Origin of the sequence: Salinibacterium sp. ZJ450, assembly GCF_011751885.2 — a bacterium.
Lineage (GTDB): Bacteria > Actinomycetota > Actinomycetes > Actinomycetales > Microbacteriaceae > Ruicaihuangia.
In genome coordinates, this window is record NZ_CP061771.1 from 3568717 (window position 1) to 3592762 (window position 24046).

At 67.9% G+C, this 24046-nt stretch carries 23 protein-coding genes; 13 read left to right on the top strand and 10 right to left on the bottom strand.

All coding sequences use genetic code 11. From position 1 onward, the window contains the following. Nucleotides 1–77 precede the first annotated feature (77 nt). The 4 genes from HCT51_RS17305 (at nt 78) to HCT51_RS17320 (ending at nt 3386) form a co-directional block, all read left to right on the top strand. Nucleotides 78–746, top strand: a complete 669-nt coding sequence (locus HCT51_RS17305; protein WP_166880420.1) for a class II aldolase/adducin family protein — start codon at nt 78–80, stop codon at nt 744–746. Beyond that, nucleotides 746–1651 carry a VOC family protein gene (locus HCT51_RS17310; protein ID WP_166880423.1) on the top strand — a complete coding sequence of 302 codons (906 nt, stop codon included), beginning with the start codon at nt 746–748 and terminating at the stop codon, nt 1649–1651. Before HCT51_RS17305 ends, HCT51_RS17310 begins: the two co-directional genes overlap by 1 nt. Continuing rightward, nucleotides 1651–1845 carry a tautomerase family protein gene (locus HCT51_RS17315; protein WP_166880425.1) on the top strand — a complete coding sequence of 65 codons (195 nt, stop codon included), beginning with the start codon at nt 1651–1653 and terminating at the stop codon, nt 1843–1845. The genes HCT51_RS17310 and HCT51_RS17315 overlap by 1 nt, the downstream gene beginning before the upstream one ends. 188 nt (nt 1846–2033) lie before the next feature. Continuing rightward, a complete protein-coding gene (locus HCT51_RS17320; RefSeq protein ID WP_166880427.1) occupies nt 2034–3386 on the top strand; it encodes an FAD-binding oxidoreductase in 1353 nt (450 codons plus the stop codon). Between the two features lie 81 nt (nt 3387–3467). On the opposite strand, the gene HCT51_RS17325 is transcribed toward HCT51_RS17320, so the two are convergent. The 10 genes from HCT51_RS17325 to HCT51_RS17370 form a co-directional block, all read right to left on the bottom strand. After that, nucleotides 3468–4940 (bottom strand): aldehyde dehydrogenase, encoded by a 1473-nt coding sequence (locus HCT51_RS17325; protein WP_166880430.1) that lies wholly within the window; start codon nt 4938–4940, stop codon nt 3468–3470. Between the two features lie 67 nt (nt 4941–5007). Then, nucleotides 5008–6024 carry an ABC transporter substrate-binding protein gene (locus HCT51_RS17330; protein ID WP_166880432.1) on the bottom strand — a complete coding sequence of 339 codons (1017 nt, stop codon included), beginning with the start codon at nt 6022–6024 and terminating at the stop codon, nt 5008–5010. A gap of 47 nt (nt 6025–6071) precedes the next feature. Next, nucleotides 6072–6866, bottom strand: coding sequence for an ABC transporter ATP-binding protein (locus tag HCT51_RS17335; protein WP_166880434.1), 795 nt, complete (start codon nt 6864–6866; stop codon nt 6072–6074). A gap of 16 nt (nt 6867–6882) precedes the next feature. Beyond that, the gene (locus HCT51_RS17340; protein WP_166880437.1) at nt 6883–7740 is read right to left on the bottom strand and encodes an ABC transporter permease; all 858 of its coding nucleotides are present in this window, start codon (nt 7738–7740) and stop codon (nt 6883–6885) included. After that, a complete protein-coding gene (locus HCT51_RS17345) occupies nt 7740–8540 on the bottom strand; it encodes an ABC transporter permease (RefSeq protein WP_166880440.1) in 801 nt (266 codons plus the stop codon). The genes HCT51_RS17340 and HCT51_RS17345 overlap by 1 nt, the downstream gene beginning before the upstream one ends. Continuing rightward, a complete protein-coding gene (locus HCT51_RS17350) occupies nt 8537–9334 on the bottom strand; it encodes a 2-keto-4-pentenoate hydratase (RefSeq protein WP_166880442.1) in 798 nt (265 codons plus the stop codon). Before HCT51_RS17350 ends, HCT51_RS17345 begins: the two co-directional genes overlap by 4 nt. Beyond that, the gene (locus HCT51_RS17355; protein ID WP_166880445.1) at nt 9331–10134 is read right to left on the bottom strand and encodes a 2-keto-4-pentenoate hydratase; all 804 of its coding nucleotides are present in this window, start codon (nt 10132–10134) and stop codon (nt 9331–9333) included. The genes HCT51_RS17350 and HCT51_RS17355 overlap by 4 nt, the downstream gene beginning before the upstream one ends. A gap of 160 nt (nt 10135–10294) precedes the next feature. Beyond that, a complete protein-coding gene (locus tag HCT51_RS17360; RefSeq protein ID WP_166880447.1) occupies nt 10295–11038 on the bottom strand; it encodes a FadR/GntR family transcriptional regulator in 744 nt (247 codons plus the stop codon). A gap of 152 nt (nt 11039–11190) precedes the next feature. Further along, on the bottom strand, nt 11191–12381 hold the full coding sequence (locus HCT51_RS17365; RefSeq protein ID WP_224760422.1) for an IS30 family transposase: 1191 nt from the start codon (nt 12379–12381) through the stop codon (nt 11191–11193). Between the two features lie 85 nt (nt 12382–12466). Beyond that, nucleotides 12467–13855, bottom strand: coding sequence for an LLM class flavin-dependent oxidoreductase (locus HCT51_RS17370; protein ID WP_166880842.1), 1389 nt, complete (start codon nt 13853–13855; stop codon nt 12467–12469). A 177-nt stretch (nt 13856–14032) separates the two neighbouring features. On the opposite strand from HCT51_RS17370, the gene HCT51_RS17375 reads away from it, so the two are divergent. The 9 genes from HCT51_RS17375 (at nt 14033) to HCT51_RS17415 (ending at nt 23971) form a co-directional block, all read left to right on the top strand. Beyond that, the gene (locus tag HCT51_RS17375; RefSeq protein ID WP_166880840.1) at nt 14033–15259 is read left to right on the top strand and encodes an acyl-CoA dehydrogenase family protein; all 1227 of its coding nucleotides are present in this window, start codon (nt 14033–14035) and stop codon (nt 15257–15259) included. Nucleotides 15260–15263: 4 nt separating this feature from the next. Continuing rightward, nucleotides 15264–16466, top strand: coding sequence for an acyl-CoA dehydrogenase family protein (locus HCT51_RS17380; protein WP_166880837.1), 1203 nt, complete (start codon nt 15264–15266; stop codon nt 16464–16466). A gap of 123 nt (nt 16467–16589) precedes the next feature. Then, on the top strand, nt 16590–18026 hold the full coding sequence (locus HCT51_RS17385) for an APC family permease (RefSeq protein ID WP_166880834.1): 1437 nt from the start codon (nt 16590–16592) through the stop codon (nt 18024–18026). A gap of 159 nt (nt 18027–18185) precedes the next feature. Beyond that, nucleotides 18186–19583 (top strand): DUF6421 family protein, encoded by a 1398-nt coding sequence (locus HCT51_RS17390; RefSeq protein ID WP_166880832.1) that lies wholly within the window; start codon nt 18186–18188, stop codon nt 19581–19583. A gap of 77 nt (nt 19584–19660) precedes the next feature. Further along, entirely contained in the window at nt 19661–20920 is a 1260-nt protein-coding gene (locus HCT51_RS17395; RefSeq protein ID WP_166880829.1) for a sensor histidine kinase, read from the top strand. Next, nucleotides 20917–21639: a response regulator gene (locus HCT51_RS17400; RefSeq protein ID WP_166880826.1), complete on the top strand. Its 723-nt coding sequence runs from the start codon at nt 20917–20919 to the stop codon at nt 21637–21639. The genes HCT51_RS17395 and HCT51_RS17400 overlap by 4 nt, the downstream gene beginning before the upstream one ends. Before the next feature lie 70 nt (nt 21640–21709). Continuing rightward, entirely contained in the window at nt 21710–22048 is a 339-nt protein-coding gene (locus HCT51_RS17405) for an ArsR/SmtB family transcription factor (RefSeq protein ID WP_166880824.1), read from the top strand. Further along, nucleotides 22041–22493 (top strand): SRPBCC family protein, encoded by a 453-nt coding sequence (locus HCT51_RS17410; protein ID WP_166880822.1) that lies wholly within the window; start codon nt 22041–22043, stop codon nt 22491–22493. Before HCT51_RS17405 ends, HCT51_RS17410 begins: the two co-directional genes overlap by 8 nt. A 95-nt stretch (nt 22494–22588) precedes the next feature. Then, nucleotides 22589–23971, top strand: coding sequence for an FAD-binding oxidoreductase (locus HCT51_RS17415; RefSeq protein WP_166880820.1), 1383 nt, complete (start codon nt 22589–22591; stop codon nt 23969–23971). Nucleotides 23972–24046: the final 75 nt, after the last annotated feature.

Genomic DNA, 24046 nt, shown 5'->3' on the forward strand with positions numbered 1-24046 from the left:
CAAACACTCCTACATTGACATTTCTATTCATACATGTAGGCTGACAACGTTTTACAGAGTCGTAGAGAGGTACGCAGATGTCGCTGAACCACCCGTCCGAGCTGCGCGAAGCCGGCGCCGTTGTCGCCGCGTTCGGCCTCTCCGATGCCTTCGGCCACCTGTCAGTGCGCTCCTCCGCGCACGCTCTCACTATCACCCCGCCGGTTCCTCTCTCGCTGCTCACCGACCAGGACGAATACCCGGAGCTCAGCCTGGACGCCACCGAGCTTCCGCCGGCCGCCCCGAAGGAAGCCTGGATCCACCTCGCGATCGCCGAAGCGCGACCCGAGGTCGGCGCGATCTGCCGCGCTCAGCCCCCGGCCGTCGCCGCTCTGGTCGCGGCGGGCCAGCCCGTGCTGGCGCTGAACGGGCACGGCTCGTTCCTCGGCGAGACGGTGCCGGTGTACCCGGACTCCCGCCTGATCCGCGATGCGGATAGCGCCAGCCGCGTGAGCGAGACTCTCGGCGAATCAACAGCGGTCATCCTGCGCGGCAACGGGGCGGTGACCACCGGGCCCGACATCGCCAACGCTGTCGCGCTGATGTGGGTGCTCGAGAAGACAGCCCAGCTGAACCTCGCCGCACTCGGTGCCGGCACGCCGCATCCGCTGCCCCTCGACGAACAGTCCTGGTGGCGCGATCGTGCCACCGAACTGCTGCCTAGGATCTACACCTACCTCACCAACACCTACCGAAAGGGTCAATGATGATCGAAATCACCGACATCGCGTATGTGCGATCAGGATCGGCGGATGTCGACGCGGCTGTGCGTTTCGCCGTGGACATCGTCGGCATGCAGTACGCCGGCAACGACAACGGCGTGCACTACCTCCGCGCCGACCACCGTCACCACTGCCTCGCCTTCGTCGAGGGTGAAGCGGGCGTACTCAGCTCCGGCCTCACGCTGAAAGACGAGGACGCCCTGCGGCTTGCCGAGACCGAACTCACGCTCGCGGGCGTGAAGGTCGTGCGCGGCACCACCGAAGAGGCGCGCTCACGCCGCGTTAGCAGTTTCATCAGCTTCGACGACCCCTGGGGCAACCGCTTCGACCTGGTCGTCGGCCAGGTCTACGACGCCGACACGGTGCACTGGGGGCGGCAGGCCGGCATCATCGAGTTCGGGCACCTTTGCGTCGACGCGCCGGATGTCAAGGCGGCCTACGAGTGGTGGAGCTCGCTCTTCAATATCAAGATCAGCGACTGGATCGGCGATTGGGCGGCGCTCATGCGCTTCGACCCGGTGCACCACAAGCTGGCCGTGTTCAAGGGCAGCGAGCCAGGGCTCTGCCACATCAACTTCCAGGTCGAGTCGCTCGACGACGTGATGCGCAGCTGGAACTTCCTGCTCGAGCAGGGCGTCGAGATCGAGCAGGGCCCGGGCCGCCACCCGCAGTCCACCGCGATATTCCTCTACTTCAAGGGGCCGGAGGGGCTCACCTACGAGTACTCGTACGGCGTGCGCCGGATCGAGGATGACGCCACTTGGCAGCCGCGCACCTTCGACCCGCTGCACCCTAAGTCGATCGACATGTGGGGTGGCGTCACGCAGCGCGTGCAGACGCAGAAGCAGATCCGTCGTCCGCTCGACTCGTCCGAACTGCAGGAGGCGTAATGCCGCTCGTTGAGATCAGCATCGCCGAAGGGCGTACCGAAGAGCAGTTGCGCGACCTGATGGGCCGTGTGCACACAGCCATTGAGGAGTGGGGTGCGCCGGGCCAGAGTGTCCGCGTGCTGGTACGGGAGGTGCCGCCCGCGCTGTGGCTGTCCGGTGGAGTAACCCTCGCCGAGAAGGCCGCCGCCAAGTAACCACCTCGCTGGTTGAGGAGCGCCCGAGCGAAGCGAGGCCGCGTCGCGAAATCACGGGCCCGCAGTCGAACGACTGCGGGCCTTTCGCGTGCTCGGGGGCCTTGCCGCCGCAATCTCCCTGCGCGTAGCCTCGTGGCGAACTCGCGCGACGGCGCCGAGCCGAGGGTGCTGAGGCAATTGGAGGCATCATGGCCACTGACACCACCGCCGCGGCCGCCATCCGAGACCGGCTCGACGGAATTGTGCTTCTGCCGGGCGAACCCGGGTACGACACCGCACGTACCGTCTGGAACGCGATGATCGACCGGCGGCCGCGCATGGTCGTCCGCTGCGCAAGCGCCCGGGACGTGGTGACGGCGATCCGTACCGCCCGTGAGCTGGACGTCGAGATCGGCGTGAAGTGTGGCGGCCACAGCGTGGTCGGCCACTCGGTCCCGGATGGCGGGCTGATGATCGACCTCACCCCGATGGGTGGCGTGCGGATAGACCCGGAGCGTCGGACAGCCCACGTGCAGGGAGGCGCATTGCTCCGCGCGCTCGACCGCGAGGCGCAGCAGCACGGGCTGGCCACCACGGCCGGCAACGTCTCGCACACCGGCGTCGGTGGCCTGACCCTCGGTGGCGGGATGGGCTGGCTGGCGCGCCGGTTCGGCCTCACCTGCGACAACGTCGCCTCCTTCGAGATGGTGACCGCCGACGGCGAGGTCGTGCGGGCCAGCGAGGACGAGAACCCCGACCTGGACTGGGGGCTGCGCGGCGGAGGCGGCAACTTCGGCGTGGTGACCGACTTCGAGCTGCGGCTGCACCCGGTAGACGGCCGCACCCTGTTCGCTGCGCTGTCCTTTCCGCTTGAGGAGGGTCAGTCGGTGCTCAGCCGCTGGCGCGACCTCAGTGCCGAGGCGCCGCGTGAGGCGACCTTCACCGCGTTGATCACGCCGGACGGCACCGTGAGCGTCGGCTTCATCTGGGTCGGCGACCCGGACCAGGGTCGGCTGTTACTGCCGTCACTGCGTGCGCTGGGTCGGCCCACGTCGGAGCAACTGATCGAGAAGTCGTACGTCGACCTGCAGCGAATGGACGATACGGGCCGCCGGGGCGGAACGGCGCGCCGGTATTGGAAGGGCCACTACCTCAAGTCCCTGCAGGAGGGGGCGATCGAGGCCCTGCTCATGCGGGGCACCGCCGACGGTCACGGCGACATGCCCCCGAATGCGTCCCTGCAGGCCTACGGCGGCGCCATCGCCGACGTCGCCGACGAGGCCACTGCCTTCAGCCACCGCGACACGCTGTTCGAGTACGTCGCGTCAACCGGGTGGACCGACCCGGCCGAGGATGAGACCCGCATGGCGGGCGCCCGTCGCAGTGCGGCGGCGCTGGAGCCATTCGCCAGCGGGCTGTACGTCAACGCGATCGCCGACGAGGGAGCCGCCGGCGTCCGGCGCGCGTACCCGCCCGGCAAGCTCGGACGACTCCAAACGCTGAAAGCCAAGTACGACCCGCACAACGTGTTCCACCTCAACGCGAACATCACGCCCGCCTGAAGTCAGAAAAGCCGAAAACCCGGGCCGATCGACAGCATCTGTCGATCGACCCGGGTTCACGACATCCGGAATCGCGTCAGATCAGTGCGCTCCGGTGAGCACCACGGGCGGGTGCGCGACCGGCGGCTCCAGCTGCATCACGACGGCCTTCGGCTCGGTGAAGAACTCCCGGCTGAAGTTGCCGCCCTCACGGCCGACTCCGGATGCCCCGACCCCGCCGAACGGGGCGCGCAGGTCGCGAATGAAGAAGCAGTTCACCCACACCGTGCCGACCCGGAGAGCACCGGAGACGCGGTGCGCCTTGACCAGGTTCTCGGTGAACAGCATGGCGTTCAGGCCGTACGGGCTGTCGTTGACCTCGTGCACGACCTCTTCTTCGGTGTCGAACGGGGTGATGGTGACGATCGGGCCGAAGATCTCTTCGCGCTGGTGCTTCGCATCGCGGTCGAGACCGGTGACCACGGTGGGCTTCACGATCCAGCCGTCGCCGAGTCCGCCGGTGACCTTGGTGCCGCCTTCCTCCTCGATGGTGTCGAAGTAGCTGCGCACCTTGGTGTAATGCTCCTCGCTGGCGAGCGGGCCGATCTGGGTGGCCGGGTCCTTCGGGTCACCGATCACCATGGCGTCGGCGGCCGCGGTGAAGCGCTCGATGAACTCGTCAAAGATCGGTCGTTCGACGTAGATGCGGCTGCCGGCGAGGCAGACCTGCCCGGCGTTGGTGAAGATGGCGCGGATCGACCAGCTGATCGCGTTGTCGAGATCGGCGTCAGCGAACACCACGTTCGCGCCCTTGCCGCCGAGCTCGAGGCTCACCGGGGTCAGGTTGGCGGCGGCGGCGCGGGCGATGATCCGGCCGGTGTTCGATTCGCCGGTGAACGTGATGCGGTCGACATCCGGATGCTGCGTGAGCCGCTCGCCCACCGAGTCCGGGCCGTACCCGTGGACGACGTTGAAGACGCCGGCCGGGATGCCGGCCTCGAGCGCGAGCCGGGCAAGGATGGTGGCGGATGCCGGGGAGTCTTCGGCCGGCTTCAGCACGACCGTGTTGCCCCAGGCGAGCGCCGGAGCGACCTTCCAGCTCTCGAGCATCATCGGGAAGTTCCACGGCGCGATCGCGGCGACAACTCCGGCGGCGTCGTAGCGCGTGTAGGTGTGGTGGCCGGAGTCCATCGGCAGCACGTCGGCCGGGGTCAGGTGCGCGTGGTCGGCGAAGAAGCGGAAGTTCTGCGCGGTGCGGGCGACGTCGTTGCCGAGGCTCTGCGTGATGGGCTTGCCCATATCACGGGTGTCGGCCATGGCGAGTTCCTCGCCGTGCTCGATGATCAGGTCGGCGAACTTGTTGATCAGCTCGCGGCGCTTGCCGGCCGTCATCCGGGGCCACGGGCCCTCATCGAAGGCGCGGCGGGCGGCGGCGACGGCCAGATCGGCGTCGTCCTGGCCGCCGAGGGCGATCTCGGCCCATGGTTCGCGAGTGTATGGATCGATGCTCGGGAAGGTCGCCCCGGAAATGGACTGGACTTCCTGGCCATCGATGATGTGACCGAATGTCTGCATGGCCTGGGGCCCTTTCTTGGTGTGCCGGGCGGGCGTTTCCGCCCGCCCGGCGGGGTGGTGAAGGGTGTTACTTGCCGGGGACGTAGACCATCTTGTCCATGTCGACCGGTGCCGAGATCGCGCCCTGATCGACCATGATGTCGTTCCAGACCTCGAGGTTCTTGGCGCTGGCAGCGCCGGCGACCCACTTGGGCAGCTTGAGCTTGGCGGCGAGCTCCGGCGTGGTGCTCGAGTAGGTCGGGACGATCTCGCGAGCGGCATCCGGGTTCTCGGCGAGCAGCGCGTTGGCCTTCTCCATGGCGCGGATGAACGCGGCAACCGTGTTCGGGTTTGCCTTGACGAACTCGGCGGTCATGCCGAGACCGGACAGCGGCACTCCGTCGGTCGGGCCGGAGAAGTTGGCGAACAGCTTCTTGGCGCCCGAGGCCTCAGCAGCGGTCTGGAACGGTTCGACGACCCAGATGGCGTCCACGCCGCCGGACTGCAGGGTCGGCACCATGTCGGGGAACGGCAGTTCCTGGAACTGGACCTTGCTGACGTCGACGCCGGCTTCGTCCATCAGGACCTTGATGGTCAGCTCGCCGGTGTTCTTCAGCGTGTTGACGGCGACCTTCTTGCCCTCGAGGTCGTTGATCGAGTCAATGCCGGAGTCGGCCTTAACCCAGACGCCGTTGCTCTCCTCGTTACCGCGCACACCCTCGGCGACGATGTTGATGTCGATGCCGCCGGCCTGCGCGAGCAGGAACGACGGGTAGGTTGCGAACGAGGCCTGGATGTCGCCGGCGATCATCGCGGGCACCAGCGCGGCGCCGCCCTGGGCGGGCTGCGGGGTGACGGTGAGGCCCTCTTCTTCGAAGAAGCCCTCGGCGACGGCGATGTACACCGATGCCTGGTCGGCGACCGGGGTGATACCAACGATGAGCTCGCTGATCTCCGGCTTGCCGTTGCCTGCCGGAGCGGGTTCGTCGGCGGCCGGGGCTGTGCTGCTGCCGCCGGAACAGGCGGCGAGGCTGAGCGCCAGCGCGGATGCCGCGGCGACGCCGAGCCAGGTCTTCTTGGGGCGGATTTGGGATGTGATGGGCACGTTTTCCTCCTTGAATGGTGCGGTGCTATTGGTGGTGCTGGGGGCTGTTAGGCGACGTCTGCCACGGCGGCGACGTCGTCGTCCTTGGGGTGACGGATGAGCCGCGCGACTTCGCCGCGCAGGCGAATGAACTCCGGGTCTTCCTTCGTCTCGATCTGGTCGCGGGTGTCCGAGAGCGGGATGTCGAGGGTGGTGACGACGAATGTCGGCGGCTTGGACAGCACGACAACACGGTCGGCCAGGTAGACGCTCTCGTCGATGTCGTGGGTGACGAAGAGGATGGTCATGTTGAACTTCTTCTTCACCGACAGCACGAGGTCTTCGAGGTCTTCGCGGGTCTGCGCGTCGACCGACGCGAAGGGCTCGTCCATCAGCAGGATCTTTGGGCGGTAGGCCAGTGCGCGAGCGATGGCCACGCGCTGCTGCATGCCGCCAGACAGCTGCGACGGGAACCGGTCTTCGAAGCCGGAGAGTCCCACGGCGACAAGCGACTCGGAAACCCGCTCGTCGAGGTCGGCCTTACTGAGGCCAAGTCGCTTGAGGGGGAAGCGGACGTTCGCCTCGACGCTGAGCCAGGGGAACAGCGAGCCGCGGTAGTCCTGGAACACCATCGCGAGGCCTTCCGGTACCGCGGTGATCCGGTCGCCCAGGAAGCGCAGGTCGCCGCCGGTCGGCCGCATGAGTCCTGCCATCGTGCGCAGCAGGGTGGTCTTGCCGCAGCCGGACGGGCCGACGATGGAGACCAGCTCGCCGGGTTCGACCGAGAATGTGATGTCCTTCAGCGCCAGGTGCGCCTTCGCGCCGGTGCCGTAGGTGTGAGTGAGGTTTTTGACGTCAAGCATGATTTTTCCTTACGGACTAGGCGGTTTCGCGACCGGAGCTGCGCTGCCAGGCGAGGATGCGGCGCTCGATGACGGTGAGCACCGTGTTGAGGAGGAAGCCGATGATGCCGAGCAGCACGATTCCGGCCCACATGTCGAGGAATCCGAAGCCACGCTGCGCCTGCACGATCGAGAAGCCGATGCCGCTGGAGGCGGCCACCATCTCGGAGATGACCATGAGGATCAGGCCGAGCGAGAGGCTGGTGCGCACACCGGCGAGGATCTTCGGGGCGGCACCCGGCAGCACGATGCGGGTGAGCCGGCCGACGACGCCGATCCGGAACACCGTTGCCGTCTCGTACTTGAGTTCCTCGATGGAGCGCACGCCCTCGATGGTGTTCAGCAGGATCGGCCAGGCCGTGCCGAACGCGATCAGCAGCACCCGCATCTCGTCGCCGGTGCCGAACACCACGAGGAAGATCGGGATCAGTGCCGGCGGCGGAACCGCCCGCAGGAACTGGATGATCGGGTCGATGTAATCACCGAACTTGCGGCTGAGCCCGATCGCTACGCCGACGGCGATCGCGAGTACCACCGAGATGCCGAAGCCGAGCAGCACCCGGCCAAGGCTCGGGATGACGTCGTTCTGCATGCTCGGGGTGAGCACGCCGTTCGCGCCGGGCAGCCACAGCAGCGCGGCTCGCTCGAAGATCAGGAACGGCTGGGGGAAGAACGGTGAGGGGAAGGCCACCGTCGCCACCTGCCATGCGGTGATCAACACGACCAGCACGACCCAGCGCAGGGCGAAGCTGCCCCACCACTGACGTTTTGCGGCCTGCTGTTCGCGACTGGCGCGGGGCCGGTTGGCGGTGGTTACCGCGGTTGTGAGGGCCATTACGCCACCCCCTCCTTCTTCCAGGCGAAGATCTTCTTCTCGATGGCCACCAGCACGCCGTTGACCAGCATTCCGAGGAGCCCGGCGACGATGGTGCCGGCGAACACCAGCGAGGTGTCACCGCCGCCCGAACTGATCCGCAGGATGTATGAGCCGATGCCGCTGGCGGAGCCGGCCAGCAGCTCGGCACTGATGGTGACGATCAGGGCGATCGCGGCAGAGATGCGAACGCCGGTCGCGGCCAGCGGTGCGGCATAGGGCAGGCTGACCCGGGCCAGGATGCCGACGCGGCTGAGCCGGAAGGTGCGGGCCGTTTCCTTGGCGATGGGGTCAACATCCCGCACGCCGTAGACGGTGTTGAAGAAGATCGGCCACAGCGAGGCGTACACCACGAGCGCGATCTTCATGTCGGTTCCCAGACCGAAGACGAGGATGGCGAGCGGGATCAGCGCAACCGAGGGGATCGGCCGCATGAACTCGACCACGGCGGATGACGCCTCGTAGGCGATCCGGAAGGAGCCCAGCACCAGACCGGCCGGCACAGCGATCACGATGGCGATGCCGAGGCCGATAGCCCAGGCGGTCAGCGTCGAGCCGACGTCACCGAGGAACGCGGGGTTGACGATCAGGCCGGCGGTGTCGAGCAGCACCCGCGACATCGGCGGCAGGATGTTTTCCGGAATGATCCCGAGCCGGCTCACCAGTTCCGCCAGCACGAGCAGAACAACGACCCCGATCAGGCCGCGAGTGAGCTTGGGGCTCACCCGTCGACGGACGGGCAGGGTGGCGACGGCACTCATGCCGACCTCCTTACGGGTGCGGTGATCTGGCCGAGCGAGGTGAACTCGACCGACACCTCGTCGCCGTCATTGATGAACACGGCGTCGGTCATGCCGCCGGTGAGCACGATGGATCCGGCTTCGATGGCCTCGCCGCGGGCGGCCAGCGCGTTGGCGGCCAGCGCCAGTGCTTCGGCCGGGTGACCCTGCACCGCGGCGCCGGTTGCCGTGTCGACCACAACGCCGTTGATGCGCAGCACGCAGGCCTCGAGGGCAAGGTCCAGTCCGATGGGGGAGACGGATGTCGCGCCGACGATGAACCGGGCGCTGGAGGCGTTATCGGCCACCACGTCGGGCATCGCGAAGCTGAAGTCGCGGTAACGGCTGTCGATGACTTCGAGCCCGGCGTGCACCGACGCGACGGCGCGCATGGCCGAGGCGGCAGTGACGCCGGGGCCCTGCAGCCGTTCGCCGAGCACGAAGACGATCTCCGGCTCCACGCGCGGGTGGATGAGCTCGTCCAGGGCAATCGGCACGCCGGCCTCGAGCACCATTTTGTCGGTGATCACGGCGGTCAGTGGTGAGTCGATGCCCATCCGCTGCTGCTTCGCGCGGGAGGTGAGGCCGAGCTTCACGCCGACGACGGTGTGCCCGTCGGCCTTCTTATGTTCGATCAGCACCCGCTGCGCGGCGTAGCCGGTTTCCAGGTCGAGGCCTGGCCATTCGTCGGTGATGCGGCCGCGGTCGGTGCGGCTCGCTTCAGCGTCGAGCAGGATGTCGGCGACCTTCTCGGTCGTCCATTCCGTTGTCGTCATGCTGCGGTCTCCTTCGACGCTGGGCTGAAACGAGCGCTGACTGAACCGAGGTGCGCGAACGTGGCGGTGACCACATCGCCGGGCGCGACCGGAATGGCGGCGGTGATCGATCCGGCCATCACGACCGAGCCGGCCTCGAGGGTCTGCCCGAGCGAGCCGAGCATGTTCGCCAGCCAGAGCACGCCGTTGAGGGGGTGCCCGAGCACGGCGGCGCCGGCGCCGGTGGCGACGACGTCGCCGTTCTTCACGAGCACGCAGCCGGCGAGGCCGAGGTCCGCGACATCCAGCCGCACCGGGCGGGTGCCGAGCACCAGCGCTCCGGATGACGCGTTGTCGGCGACCGTGTCGGACAGCGTGATCTTCCAGTCCGCGACGCGGGAGTCGATGATCTCGAGCGAGGCGATCGCGTAGTCGACCGCGCCGATGACATCGGCGACGCTCAGGCCGGGACCGCGCAGGTCGTGCTTCAGCACGAACGAGATCTCCGGTTCGATCTTCGGGCTGATGAACGCGCCGGCGTCGATGGCCGTGCCGTCCAGGATCATGTCGCTGAACACGTGCCCGAAGTCGGGCTGGTCGACGCCGAGCTGTCGCTGCATGGCGAGGGACGTGAGCCCGACCTTGTAGCCGGCGACGCGTCGGCCGGAGTTCTTCCAGTGCTCGACCTGGTGCAGCTGCACCCGGTAGGCATCTTCGATCCGCAGGTCGGGGTGCGCTTCAGTCAGCGGGCGCACCGGCTCGCGGCTGTCATACGCCGCAAGCAGCGTGTCGCCGAGATCGGCGATATCAGTGTCGTTCATTCAAGACCTCGTTGTCGTGGAATCGTCGTAGATTCCGATAGACGGCATGACCATCCTATTCAACATGTCGAATACGTCAAATCGATTTCGACAGATTGTCGGATGCCGGTTCAGCTCAGGACGTGCGGATACCGTCAGTCCACGACCCTGCGGATGCCGGTTAATTCAGGGTGTCGCTCATGCGTTCTGCGTATGGCGCATGCCGCTCGGCGGCGATGCGAGCACGCCCGGGGCTGCCCGACGCGATCGCGTCGACCAGTTCGCGGTGCAGTGCCCAGTTCTCTTGCCACGATTCATGGAATTGTGGGTCGGGCGCCACGTGTTTCAGCGACTGGCGGGCGGTGTCCAGCAGGGAGATGTAGATGGTGCGGAGCATTTCGTTGCTCGACATCTTGGCGATCTCCTCGTGCAGCTGCCAGTTCTGGCGCAGGTATTCGGCCGGGTCATCGCGTAGCTGGCCCATCCTGGTGACGATTCTCTCCAGCAGCGCCAATCCCTCACGATCCGCCTGAATGGCGGCATGCGCGGCCAGCGGGATCTCCAGCGCGTTCCGGATCTCCAGCCCGTCGGCCACCGGCAGGGAGTTGCTGTCCAGGTCGAGAATCAGGTGACTGAGCCGAAGGTGCGCCGACGGCTGCGCCACAAAGATGCCACCCTGCGGCCCCGGGCGGGTCTCCACCAGTCCGCGACTCTCCAGCAGTCGGATGGCCTCGTTGAGCGTGGATGCCGCGACACCGAACTGCTCGCGCAGGTCGGACTTGCGCCCCAGTCGGGATCCCGGCGCCAGCTGCTGCCGGGTGATCATCTCGCTGACCTGATGCGCCACGGACTCGGACCGCGAGACGCGGTCGTCCTGTAGGCGCTCGAAGGTGACGCCGCTGTCGACGTCGGGCTGCTCAATCATTCCCAAATCGTACTATTGAACATGCTGAATTGGAAGAGTTTGCCGGCGTGGATTGGTCCAGATCACCTCTATTGAGTCGCCGCCGTCGGGTTTGAGCCACCCTGTCGGGTTTGAGCCAGGGCAATGTCAAGTGGTGGTTGCAACTGTGTCGATCAGGCTGCCTGGAGGAACTGGGCGAGGGCCTGCGCGGGGGTGCGGTAGTCCAGGGTCGGCCGGGGCCGCTTGTTCAGGGTGTCCTGAACCTTGCGCAGGTCGGCCGCCGTGTGAGTCGAGAGGTCGCTGCCCTTCTCGAACCAGAACCGGAGCAGCCGGTTGGTGTTCTCGTTGCTGCCCCGCTGCCAGGGCGAGTGCGGGTCGCAGAAGTACAACCGGGTGTTCAGCTCGAGTTGGATGCGTTCGTAGTCGGCCAGCTCGGTTCCCCGGTCCCAGGTGACCGACCGGCGCAGATGCTCGGGCAGGTGCCGCATCTGTTCGATCATCGCGTCGGCGACCTCCGGGGCGGTGTGTCGACCGGGCAGGTGCAGCAGGATCACGAACCGGCTGGCGCGTTCCACCAGGGTGCCGATCGCCGACCGGTTCCCTCCACCTATGATCAGGTCGCCCTCCCAGTGCCCCGGGACGGCGCGGTCGGCGGCCTCGGCCGGCCGCTGACTGATGGTGAACGCCTCCCGATACGGGTTCTTCGGGTTAGCCCGGCTCGACCGGGAGACCCGGGATCGCCGTTTCAGGCTGAGCTGCTGGTTCAGATCCGCCCGCAGATTCCCACGCGTCTGCACATATAGCGCCTGGTAGATCGTCTCGTGACTCACCCGGCTAGTCTGATCCCTCCCGGCCGTGCGGCGGAGCATGTCCGCGATCAGTCGCGGGCTCCAGCCCTGGTCCATCCAGGCCGCAATCCGGCGACACAGCAGCTCGTTCACCGCGAGCTTGAACGGTTTCGGACGAGCTCGCCGAGATCCCGCGAGCCGGTCGGCGATCCGCGCCCGATAGACCCCGTCCGGGCCGCGGTTGCGGCTGATCTCACGGGAGACCACGGACTTGTCCCGGTCGATCAGCGCCCCGATCTGCGACAGGGGCAACCGCTGACCCAGCCCCGCCTGGATCACGGCGCGATCCTCCGAGCTCAGAGAGCGCCCGGACTTCTCCCGCGGCGGCGGCACCGGTTCGGCCATCCCACCGTGCGGGCCCATCCGCAAAGGTGTCATCGGCCCAGATTGCGCCCACCACCGTCTCACGGCGCCCCGCGACGCGCCCACCGCAGCACTCGCGGCATTCATCGACGACCCTGCGGCCATCAACTCGAAGAACCGTTCTCGCTCCGCCGGCCCGAACTTCGGCTTCATCGCAACACCCTTCCGCAGCGTTGCAACGACCATATGAATCTGCCCAGAGCGCGGTGGCTCAAACCCGACGAAGTGGATCAGATGCTCAACTGTGGGTGGGGGCGCTCGTCGTGACCTTGTACTGTGCACCGCGGTGCTCGGGCGGCAGGCTGGCGCCGCGACCGTGCAGCTTGTGGCGCAGTGTGCCCTCCTCGTACTCCGTTGGGTAAACGCCCCGTCGCTGCAGCTCGGGAACCACGAAGCGCACGACATCCTCGAAGGTGCCGGGGGTGATCGCGTAGGAGAGGTTGAAGCCGTCGACATCCGTCGCCTCCACCCACTCCTGCAGTTGGTCTGCGACCTCGCTCGGCGACCCGACGATCACCGGCGCGTAGCCGCCGACCTTGGAGTATTCGGCTATGTCCCCCACGCTCCACTCGCGGCCTTCGTTCGCTTCCTGCTGGAATGAGGCGACGGTGGACTGGATCGCGTTGCTCTTCACGTCACCGACGGGGTCGGCGAGGTCGTATTTGGAGAGGTCGACCCCCATCCAGCCCGACGTCAGCACCAGCGCAGCTTCCGGGCTGGCGTACTCGAGCAGCTTCTCGTACTTGGCTCGCGCCTTCTCGCTGGTCTCATCGACCACGATGGTCAACATCGCGTAGATCCGTGCGGCGTTGCGGTCACGGCCGGCCGCCTCGAGTCCGGCGCGGATCTTCGCCACCTGCGCGGCGAGGGTCTGCCGCGAGGGCGCCCCGATGAAGATCGCCTCGGCGTTCTCGCCGGCGAACGCAACGCCGCGGGCGGAGGCGCCGGCCTGGAAGATCACCGGGGTGCGCTGCGGCGACGGCTCGGAGATGTGAATGCCGGGGACCTTGAAGTGTGTGCCCTCGTGGTTGATCGGATGCACCTTGGACGGGTCGGTGAACACGCCGCTCTCGCGGTCGCGCACCACCGCGTCGTCCTCCCAGGAGCCTTCCCACAGCTTGTAGAGCACCTCGAGGTACTCGTCGGCGTAGTCGTAGCGGGCATCGTGCTCAAGCTGGTCGTCGTTGCCCATGTTGCGTGCGGCCGACGGCAGGTATCCGGTGACGACGTTCCAGCCGATCCGGCCCTTGGTCAGGTGGTCGAGGGTGGTCATCCGCCTGGCGAACGGGTACGGGTGCTCGTACGCGGTTCCGGCGGTGACCCCGAAGCCGAGGTGCTCGGTGACGGCGGCCATCGCAGAGACCACCATCAGCGGATCGGTCACCGGAACCTGCGCGGCGTGCCGGATCGCGGCATCCGCGCTGTCACCGTAGACGTCGTAGGTGCCGAGCACGTCGGCGATGAAGATCCCGTCGAACCGGCCGCGCTCCAGCGTCTTCGCCAGCTCGGTCCAGTACGAAATGTCGGTGTACCGGTACGCCTGATCGTCGGGGTGCCGCCAGAGTCCGGCGGAGATGTGCCCCACACAGCTCATATCGAACGCGTTGAAACGGATGCGTCGTGCCATGGTGTGCGCCTTTCTAGCCTGCCGAAACTGATCCGGCCCGGATATCTCCGGTTCGAGCATGCACCGACCGGATCGCGGGTTACCCCGTGTTACGGGTCGTCTTGGCGAGCACGCTGCGCGGCCAGAGCATGGAGGGGGCTGCATCCCGGCAGTCGCCTGCCCCAAGGAAGCGGTCTCATGAGCACCACCACCCCGTTCGTTCGCACCCCATGGCGCGGTCACGCCGACCAGTCCGAGCTCGACCGTTGGCTGCCGGTGGCGGAGACGGTGCGCGAACGGCTCGCCGCCGGCGCCCTCGAGCGGGACCGGGCCTCGGCGCGGCCGGCGGCAGAACTTGACGTGCTGCGCGAGGCTGGCCTTGACGGGCTGCTTGTGCCGATCGAGTTCGGCGGCCACGGCGCACACTGGGAGACGGCCTTCGCGATCACCCGCATCCTGGCGCGGGCCGACGCCTCGGTCGCGCAGATCCTCGGCTACCACTACCTCAACCAGGCGTGCATCACGTTCTACTGCCCAAGCGGCGAGCAGCAGGCCGACTGGTACCGGCGCACCAGCGAGGGGCGGTGGTTCTGGAGCGACTCGTTCAACCCGGTAAGCCCGGATCTCAGCGTGGTCGCCGAGGGCGAGAACTACCGGCTCAACGGGCTGAAGCGGTTCGCCACCGGCGCATCGGTCGCCGACAAGATCATCACCGGCGGCATCGCGCAGGGCGGCTGGCATGACGGACAGCTGCTGATCTTCGCCGTCGACGGGCAGCGTGAGGGTGTTGAGCATCTCGACGACTGGGATCACCTCGGCCAGCGCGCGTCGGCCAGCGGCTCGGTGCGCTACTCCAACGTGCTGATCACGCCGGACGATGTGATCGGTGTCGACCTGGAGGAACCGTTCTCGACCGTGGTCACCCCCGGCGTGCAGCTGCTGTTCGGCAACGTCTACCTCGGCATCGCCGAGGGTGCCCTCGCCCAGGCGAGGGAACTCACCCTGGCGCGCAAGAACTCGTGGTTCCTCAGCACTGTCGACCGCTACTCGGACGACCCGTTCGTGCACCGGGTGTTCGGAGAGCTGGTCTCCCGCACCGCCGCCGTCGAGGCGCTGGCCGACAAGCTGGGCCGCCGCTTCGACACGGCCGCGGCGCTCGGCGCTGATACCACCGCGGCAGACCGCGCAGAGCTGGAGATCGCGATCGCGCAGCTGAAGGTGGTGTCCACCGAGGTGGGTCTCGACGTGGCATCCCGCGTGTTCGAGGTGACCGGGGCCAGCTCCACCAGTTCCGCGAACGGGCTGGACATCTACTGGCGCAACCTCCGCACCCACAGCCTGCACGATCCGGTGGACTACAAGAAGTCTGAGGTCGGGGCGAACTACCTGACCGGCGCCGTGGCACCGATCTCGCTGTACACCTGATCCGATGAGTGCTACTTTCGACGCCCTCGCGCAGAAGTACCGTCCCGTTTTCGCCCGCATCGCCGACGGCGCCCTCGCCCGGGAGCAGGACCGCGTGCTGCCCACCGAGCAGGTTGGCTGGCTGAAGGACGTCGGGTTCACCGGCATCCGTGTTCCCGCCGAATTCGGCGGTGACGGCGCGAGCCTGGTCGACCTGTTCCGGCTGCTGATCGAACTCGCCGCCGCCGACCCGCACGTGCCGCAGGCGTTCCGCGGCCACCTGGCGTTCGTCGAAGACCGCCTGGTCGCGCCCGGTTCTGCGGAACGCGACGAGTGGCTGCACCGCTTCGCCGGCGGCGAGATGGTGGGCAACGCGGTGACCGAGATCGGATCGGTCGCCCTCGGCGACACCACGACCCGGCTCAGCAGCGCTGAGGGCGACGGCTGGCTGCTCAGCGGGCGCAAGTACTACACGACCGGCAGCATCTTCGCCGAGTGGATCGACGCCACCGCGCTGCTGCCCGACGGCACCGAGGTTGCCGCGCTGGTGAGCACCGCCGGTGGCCGGGTCACCGTGTCGGATGACTGGAACGGCTTTGGCCAGCGGCTCACTGGCAGCGGCACCGCGATCTTCGAGCAGGCGCCGGTACGGGCCGAGCACGTCTATCCGTTCAGCCGCCGGTTCTGGTATCAGACCGCGCTGTACCAGCTGGTGCTGGTCGCCGTGCAGGCCGGCATTGCGCGGGCGAGCGCCCGCGACGCGGTGACGCAGCTGTCCACCCGCGCCCGCGCGTTCAGCCACGGCAACTCGGCCGAGAGCCGACACGACCCGCAACTGCTGGAATCGGTCGGACGGGTGGATGCCGCGGCGTACGCGGCGGAAGCGGTGGTCCTGCGGGCCGCGGCCAGCCTGCAGGCGGCCTATGACGCCCGCGACGGTTCGGAGACGGAGCGCGCAACACTCAAACGTGACGCGGAACTGGACACCGCCCGCGCGCAGGTCATCGCCGGTGACCTCGCGCAGCAGGCGGCGACCCGGCTGTTCGACGCCCTCGGGGCCTCGGCCACCGCCGCCCCGTTGCAGCTCGACCGGCACTGGCGGAATGCCCGCACGGTCAGCTCGCACAACCCCGCCCTGTTCAAGGCGCGGGTGATCGGTGACGCCCTGGTGAACGACGCCGAGCCGCCGTACGAGTGGTACGTGGGCGTGCCGAAAAAGGTGGACTGACCGGGTTTCCACAATGCCTCTGTCACACGGCGAAACATGCGGTAACGGCGGGTAACCGATGTTTGCCGCGGGGCGGCGGGAGCCCCACAGTTGCTACACCTCATTCCTCCCGATTGGATCCCCATGTCAGACACCGCCCAGGTCGAGGCGCCGCCGCAGTCGGCGACCCATCGCCGCCTACGCGGCTCGCTCGGAGTCGCCAGCATTGTCTTCATCGTCGTCGCCGCGGCCTCACCGTTGGGCGTCATCGGCGGCCCCGTGCCGCTCGGCATCGCGTTCGGCAACGGCGCCGGCTTCCCGTTCATCTTCGTGGTGGTCACGGCGGTGCTGCTGTTGTTCGCCGTCGGGTTCACCAACGCCACGCCGTTCGTGAAGTCGGCCGGCGCTTTCTTCGCCTACGTCGAGAAGGGCCTCGGCCGCGGGCCGGGCTTCGGCGCCGCGTTCGCCGCGCTGCTGTCTTACCTGGCCCTTGAGGCCGGCGTCTATGGCCTGATCGGCCCCGGCGCCAATGCCCTGCTGCAGTCGTATGGCCTGCCCGACATCCCGTGGTGGCTGTACGCGGCCGTCGCGTTCGTGGTGGTCACCGCGCTCGGCTACTTCAACATCGCGCTGTCCGGCCGCGTGCTCGGCGTGCTGCTGATCGCCGAGGTGGCGATCGTGCTGGTGCTCGACGCGGTCGTCGTCTTCTCCGGCGGCGGGCCGGAGGGGTACTCGTCCGGCATCCTCTCGCCGACCGACATCGTCTCGGGAGCGCCCGGCTTCGCCATCCTGTTCGCCATCCTCAGCTTCGTCGGCTTCGAGGCCACCGCGGTGTTCCGCGACGAGGCGCGCGACCCGCAGCGCACCATCCCGAAGGCGACGTACATCTCGCTCATCCTGATCGGTGTCTTCTACACGCTGTCCAGCTGGGTGCTGATCTCCGCCAATGGCGAGAGCACCATCGTTCAGAACGCCACGGACAACGCCGGTAGCATTCTCGCCACCACCACCGAGCAGTACCTCGGCGTCGTCGGCGGCCACATCATCCAGGTGCTGTTCGTGACCAGCCTGTTCGCCTGCATCCTGTCGTTCCACAACATCGGATCCCGCTACGTCTACACGCTCGCCGACCGCGGCGCGCTGCACCGCTCGCTCGGCCAGCCGCACGCCCGGCACGGCTCGCCCGCGCTGGCCTCGATCGCGACCTCGGCCGTGGTGGCCGTGCTGGTCGCCATCGCGGTGCTGCTCCACCTCGACCCGATCACGCAGCTGTACACCTGGCTCGGCGGGATCTCGGCGGTGGGCATCATGCTGCTGTTGGTGCTGACCAGCGCCTCGGTGCTGATCATCTTCCGCCGCAACGACCACGGACTCGGCCGGTGGAAGACGCTGGTCGCCCCGGGCCTCGGCCTGGTCGGCCTGCTCGGCTTCACGGTGATCGTGTTCCAGAACCTGCCCGTGCTCGTCGCCGAGGAATCCTACGGGCCGTTCTCGTTCGGCATCATCGCGCTGTTCGTGATCGCGTTCGCGCTCGGCCCGATCGTGGCGGCGCGCCGCCGCATCCCCACCGCGGCGGAGTAGCACCCGCCCCACCCGCATGCGACGAAGAAAACGTGCGCGTCCCGTTCGGGCGCGCACGTTTTCTCGTCTGGGGACAACCAAACGCTACGAATCCCCGCCTAGGCTCAGGAACAGGGGCAGAACGCCCCGCGGTCACGACAGACGACGGGAGGTTGGACCATGGCACAGGCAACTGCACACGACGCAGCGCAGCACGCGATCATCGGAGAACCCGAGGTCGTCGAAGACGTCACTGCCAGCCACCCCGCCTGGCTCGAACTGAAGTCCGCGGCATCCGCTCTGCGCGTCCATCAGATTCACGACGGCAGCATCCCCGACGAGACGAAGCACGACGAGGCCCGCGACGCCGTCGAGCGCATCCGGGCCCAGCTGCCGACGCTGGCCGCGGCGCTGCCGCACGACGCCGACTATCTCACCGCCGCCGCGCGTGACTTCGAGCGCTGGGCGGCCGAGGGGTTCGGCATCCCCGACTTCTACGACTCGCTCGTGGCGTTCCATCCGCAGCTGCACCGGGTCGACGGCACCAAGCACGTCGTGGTGTTCCCGATGCATACCCAGAACGGGTCGCCCGACCGGCTGGTCGAGGCGGTGCTCATCGAAGTGATCTGGCCCGACTTCATCGCCGGGCTGGAGGCGGGCCCGTACTCGAACAAGCTGTTCGTGCCGATCCGTTTCCTCGACTTCACCGACGGATACGACACCAACTCGGCCGTACTGTTCCCCGAGACGGTGGCGATGCGACAACTGCCGACCTTCGCCTGGGGCGCGATCTTCGCCGACCGGGAGGCCGCCCGGTTCCGCCGGGTGGTGGCCGCGGCATCCGAGATCACAAAGCTGGATATTCCGGATGACGCGAAACGACTGCTCGACGACCAGTCGCTGACCGAGCAGACCTTCGTGATGTGGGACCTGATCCACGACCGCACCCACATGCGCGGCGACCTGCCGTTCGACCCGTTCATGATCAAACAGCGGATGCCGTTCTTCCTCTACTCGCTCGAGGAGTTGCGCTGCGACCTGACCGCGTTCCGCGAGGCGGTGCGCCTGGAGCGCGACGACGAGACCGACGAGCTCACCCGCGACCGGGCCCGCCTGGTGCAGTACGCCGTGATCTTCGACCGGATCTTCCGGTTCGCGATCACCGGCAGCCGGGTGCGCAATTACGACGGACTCGGCGGGCAACTGCTGTTCGCCTGGCTGCACCAGCACAACGTGCTGCACTGGACCGACACCCAGCTCACCTTCGACTGGGCCGAGGTGCCCGCCGTGGTGAACCAGCTCGGCGAGGCGATCGACGACCTGTACTGGCGCTCGATCGACCGGCCGAAGACCGCGCACTGGCTCGCCGCCTACGAGCTGGTCTCGGCCACGGTGACCCCGCACCCGGCATCCGCGTGGGCGCGCGGGCTGCCAGACGAGGTGCTGGCCGGGCCGCCGAAGGGCTACACCGATCAGGTTCTGGACGACGAGTTCCCGCTGTCGATGTTCTACGAGGCCCTGCAGAAGAAGATGGCCTCCGTGATCGAGTCGACCTCGGGCATCACCGGGCGGGACTGACGAGCGGCTGACGTCCGCCGCGCTAACTCCGCCGCGCGGCGGATGGCAGCCCGCCGCCCGCTCGATAGCGTTGAGGCGTGACTGATCAGTGGACCCGGCCCCGACCCGCCACGCGCGCCTATCAACGCGATGCCCTCGCGGCGGGCCTGCTCGCCATCGGGGCAACCGTGTCCGCGCTGCTGTACACCCGCGTCGGCTGGTACTTGGAGCCGGCCCCGCTGTGGTTGAGCGTGGTCGCCATCGCCGGGATGACGGTGCCGCTGGCCTTCCGCCGGCGAGCGCCGGAGCTGGTGGCGATCGTGGTGGCGATCGCGTTCTTCGTCTGCGGCCAGTTCTCTGTACCCGAGCTGCTGTTCTGCAACATCGCGCTGTTCGTGGCGATCTACACCCTCGGCGCCTGGGGACGCGACCGGCGCCGGGCCGCCATCATGCGCGCGGCGATCATCGCGGCCATGTTCGTCTGGGTGATCGTCAACCTGCTCATGACCGTGAGTGACCCCGAGAAGCTGCCCGACGTGTCGCGCTCGGGCGTCTTCTCGCAGTTGGCCGCCCTCGCGGTGATCCAGGTGCTGACCAACGCGCTGTATTTCGGTGCGGCGTACTTCTTCGGCAACATGGCATATGCCGCCGCCGCCGAACACGCCACCCTCGAGGCGCGCACCGCGGAACTAGCCGAAGAACGCGAGCGTGGCGCCGCGCAGGCGGTCGCCCTCGACCGGGTGAACATCGCGCGGGAACTGCACGACGTGGTCGCCCACCACGTCTCGGTGATGGGCGTGCAGGCCGGAGCGGCCAGGCGGGTGCTGCACAGTAACCCGGCCCAGGCATCCGCGTCATTGGAGGTGATCGAGCAGAGCGCCCGCAGCGCCGTCGAGGAACTGCAACAACTGCTGACCACACTCCGCACTGACGAGTCGGATGCCGCCAGCCACAGTGCCTCGACCCGCGGGCTCGACCAGCTGGGCGAACTCGTCGAGGAGTCCCAAGCCGCCGGCACCCCCGCGACCCTGACCGTGATCGGCGACCCCCGCCCGGTAACCGCCCTGGTCGGTTTCACCCTGTATCGCGTGGCACAGGAAGCGCTCACCAACACCCGTAAGCACGCCGGCAGCCGTGCCAGCGCCGACCTGCGGCTGCGCTACGCACCGGATGCCGTGGAGCTGGAAGTTGTGGACAGCGGCGTGGGACACAGCTTGGCCACGACCGGGGGACTGGGCCAGGTCGGCATGCGGGAACGCGTCACCGCGATCGGCGGCGATCTCGAGGTGGGTCCGCGCTCCCGCGGCGGGTACCGGGTGCGGGCGAGCATCCCCCTTTCGGCGGAGGCGGTCCGATGACCCGGGTGCTGCTCGTCGACGATCAGGAACTGGTGCGCGCTGGATTCCGCATCATCCTGCAGAGCGAACCGGGAATCGATGTGGTCGGTGAGGCGGCGAACGGCGCGGACGCCGTGCAGCTCGCCCGGGAGCTTGCGCCCGACGTGATCTGCATGGACATCCAGATGCCCGGCGTGGACGGGCTCGAGGCGACGCGGCAGCTGGTCGCCGATGCCGGCGTCTTCAGCCGCATCCTGATGCTCACCACGTTCGACCGGGACGATTACCTGTTCGCGGCACTGCGCGCCGGGGCGAGCGGGTTCCTGCTGAAGACCGCATCCCCCGAGGATCTGGTCGAGGCGGTGCAGGTGATTGCGCGCGGCGACGCGCTGCTGTCGCCGAAGGTGACCGCGCGGGTGATCGCCCGGTTCGGCGCGGCAGCGTTCGAGCAGCCAGCGCCCGCCGCCGACGGCACGCCCGGGGTGCCCGCGGCGCCCGCGCCGTCGTTGCCCGCGAACGGCCTCACCGACCGCGAGTCCGAGGTGCTCTCCTTCGTGGCGCAGGGCTGGTCGAACGGGGAGATCGCGACGGAGCTGTTCGTCGGCGAGGCGACCGTCAAAACCCACGTGTCCAAGGTGCTGATGAAACTCGGTGTGCGCGACCGGGTGCAGGCCGTCGTCTACGCCTATGAAAACGGCCTGGTATCCAAGAAGGAAAACGGGCTGGCCTCGACGAAATAGGGGCTTGACCTCGACCCTAGCCCGCCTTACGTTTAAGCCATCCATTAATTAAGGGGTTGCTTACATACAGATGGCTACCGACGAGCTGAGCACAGTCTTCGCGGCCCTGGCCGACCCCACGCGGCGGGCGATCCTGTCGCGGTTGCGGCAGGGCGCGGCGACGGTGGGCGAGCTCGCCGAACCGTTCGCGATGAGCAGGCCCGCGATTTCGCAGCACCTGCGGGTGCTGCAGAACGCGCGGCTGATCGAGCGGACCACCACGGCGCAGTGGCGCACCTGCACGCTGCGCACCGAGCCCCTCGACGATGTCTCCGACTGGATCGACCGCCACCGCGGCGCCTGGAACGAGCGCTTCGACCTGCTCGATGAGCGACTCCGCGAGCTGAAGGAGAGGTCGGCAGATGCCTGACCGTACAACGCAAGAGAAGCAGTTCACCATCATCCGCGTGTTCGACGCCCCCCGCGAGACGATCTGGCACGCCTGGACCGACCCCGACGAGGCCAGCCGGTGGTGGCACCCGCGCGAGGTCGTCACGCCCCGCGAATCCGTCCGCATCGACCTGCGCGTCGGCGGCAGCTACGAGTACCGGATGATCGCGCCCGACAACTCCGAATACCCCACCTACGGCGAGTACCTCGAAGTAGTTGAACCGGAACGGCTGAAGTTCACCTGGGGCAACCCGGGAGACCTGCAGGCCGAGGCGCCGGTCATTACCGTCACCCTCGTGCAGCTGGCCGACGGCAAGACCGAGATGACGTTCCTGCTGGAGGGCATCGACGGGCAGCCCGGCGATGACAACGTCTACGACGGCTGGGACCAGGCCTTCGCCATCCTGGTCGAGCAGCTCGCCTGAGGCAGAACCTGTCGGACGACGGATGCCGCAGGCCCGCGACATCCGTACGTCCGTACCGGTTGACCCGCCCCCGCACACCGACCTACTCTGGGGCCGTGACCAGCGTTGCTTCGGCGCGACAACTGGACGCCACGGCATTCCGCGGCGACGTCATCGGCCCGGCCGACGACGGATACGACACCCATCGCGCGGTGTGGAACGGGGCCTTCGACCGGCATCCGGCCGTGATCATCCGCTGCGCGGGCGTCGCCGACGTCATCGCCGCGGTGAACTTCGCCACCTCGAGCGGCCTGCCGATCGCCGTGCGCAGCGGCGGGCACTCCTTCGCCGGCCTCTCGGTCGCCGACGACGCCGTGATGATCGACCTGTCGCCGATGCGAGGCGTGCGGGTCGACCCGCAGCGGCGCACCGCCCGGGTGCAGGCGGGCGTGCTGCTCGGCGAGCTGGACCACGAGACTCAGGCCTTCGGGCTGGCCGTGCCGTCCGGCGTGGTCACGCACACCGGCGTCGCCGGGCTCACCCTCGGCGGCGGAATCGGCTGGACCATGCGCCACCACGGCCTGACCATCGACCAGCTGCGCCGCGTCGACGTCGTCACCGCCGACGGCAGCTTCGTCCAGGCGAGCGCGGACGAGAACGCCGACTTGTTCTGGGGAATCCGCGGCGGCGGAGGCAACTTCGGCATCGTCACCGAGTTCGAGTTCCACTGCGTGCCGCTCGGCCCGCAGGTGCTCGCCGGGCCGGTGATCTGGCCGATGCAGCGCTCGGTCGAGGTGATGCGGTTCTACCGCGAGTGGTGCGCCGACGCACCGGATGAGCTGATGACCGCGATCGTGCACCGCAAGGCGCCGCCGCTGCCGATGATCCCCAGCGAATTGCACGGCACGCCGGTGGTGATGGTGATCCCGTGCTGGAGCGGAGACATCGAGGCGGGGGAATCGTTCATCCGCCCGCTCCGCCGGTTCGGCAACCCGGCCGTTGACGCGTGCGCGCCCACGCCCTACCTCGCGCATCAGGCGATGTTTGACCCCAGCTTCCCCGCCGGTCGCCGGTACTACACCCGGAGCTGCGACGTCGACGAACTCAGCGACGAGGTGATCGAGATCACGGCGGAGCACTCGCTGCGCGTCGCATCGCCGCTCACCTCCTTCCCGATCTGGCAGCGCGGTGGCGCCTTGGCCCGCGTCGGCGACGACGAGACCGCATTCGGTGGCCGCACCGCGGGCTTCACCTACAACATCACCGGCAGCACCGAGGCCGCCGCCGGCTTCGACGAGGAACGCGACTGGGTGCGCGAATTCTGGTCGGCGCTTCAGCCATGGCACGCCGGGGTCTACGTCAATTTCCTCGGCGACGAGGGCACCGACCGGGTGCGGCAGGCCTACGGGCCGGCCAAGTACGAGCGGCTGCGGCTGCTCAAGGCGAAGTACGACCCGCAGAACGTGTTCCGTCTCAACCAGAACATCGCACCGAGCTAGGCCGGTCTCCGCCCGGAGGGGGATGCCGGAAACCATCCACGAGGCGGATGCCGCAGGCTCGCGACATCCGTAGCG

Bases quoted from the DNA above. Each gene is read 5' to 3' on its own strand.
- HCT51_RS17305 (WP_166880420.1), top strand. From the start codon at position 78: ATGTCGCTGAACCACCCGTCCGAGCTGCGCGAAGCCGGCGCCGTTGTC.
- HCT51_RS17310 (WP_166880423.1), top strand. From the start codon at position 746: ATGATCGAAATCACCGACATCGCGTATGTGCGATCAGGATCGGCGGAT.
- HCT51_RS17315 (WP_166880425.1), top strand. From the start codon at position 1,651: ATGCCGCTCGTTGAGATCAGCATCGCCGAAGGGCGTACCGAAGAGCAG.
- HCT51_RS17320 (WP_166880427.1), top strand. From the start codon at position 2,034: ATGGCCACTGACACCACCGCCGCGGCCGCCATCCGAGACCGGCTCGAC.
- HCT51_RS17325 (WP_166880430.1), bottom strand. From the start codon at position 4,940: ATGCAGACATTCGGTCACATCATCGATGGCCAGGAAGTCCAGTCCATT.
- HCT51_RS17335 (WP_166880434.1), bottom strand. From the start codon at position 6,866: ATGCTTGACGTCAAAAACCTCACTCACACCTACGGCACCGGCGCGAAG.
- HCT51_RS17340 (WP_166880437.1), bottom strand. From the start codon at position 7,740: ATGGCCCTCACAACCGCGGTAACCACCGCCAACCGGCCCCGCGCCAGT.
- HCT51_RS17345 (WP_166880440.1), bottom strand. From the start codon at position 8,540: ATGAGTGCCGTCGCCACCCTGCCCGTCCGTCGACGGGTGAGCCCCAAG.
- HCT51_RS17350 (WP_166880442.1), bottom strand. From the start codon at position 9,334: ATGACGACAACGGAATGGACGACCGAGAAGGTCGCCGACATCCTGCTC.
- HCT51_RS17355 (WP_166880445.1), bottom strand. From the start codon at position 10,134: ATGAACGACACTGATATCGCCGATCTCGGCGACACGCTGCTTGCGGCG.
- HCT51_RS17360 (WP_166880447.1), bottom strand. From the start codon at position 11,038: ATGATTGAGCAGCCCGACGTCGACAGCGGCGTCACCTTCGAGCGCCTA.
- HCT51_RS17365 (WP_224760422.1), bottom strand. From the start codon at position 12,381: ATGAAGCCGAAGTTCGGGCCGGCGGAGCGAGAACGGTTCTTCGAGTTG.
- HCT51_RS17370 (WP_166880842.1), bottom strand. From the start codon at position 13,855: ATGGCACGACGCATCCGTTTCAACGCGTTCGATATGAGCTGTGTGGGG.
- HCT51_RS17375 (WP_166880840.1), top strand. From the start codon at position 14,033: ATGAGCACCACCACCCCGTTCGTTCGCACCCCATGGCGCGGTCACGCC.
- HCT51_RS17380 (WP_166880837.1), top strand. From the start codon at position 15,264: ATGAGTGCTACTTTCGACGCCCTCGCGCAGAAGTACCGTCCCGTTTTC.
- HCT51_RS17385 (WP_166880834.1), top strand. From the start codon at position 16,590: ATGTCAGACACCGCCCAGGTCGAGGCGCCGCCGCAGTCGGCGACCCAT.
- HCT51_RS17390 (WP_166880832.1), top strand. From the start codon at position 18,186: ATGGCACAGGCAACTGCACACGACGCAGCGCAGCACGCGATCATCGGA.
- HCT51_RS17400 (WP_166880826.1), top strand. From the start codon at position 20,917: ATGACCCGGGTGCTGCTCGTCGACGATCAGGAACTGGTGCGCGCTGGA.
- HCT51_RS17405 (WP_166880824.1), top strand. From the start codon at position 21,710: ATGGCTACCGACGAGCTGAGCACAGTCTTCGCGGCCCTGGCCGACCCC.
- HCT51_RS17410 (WP_166880822.1), top strand. From the start codon at position 22,041: ATGCCTGACCGTACAACGCAAGAGAAGCAGTTCACCATCATCCGCGTG.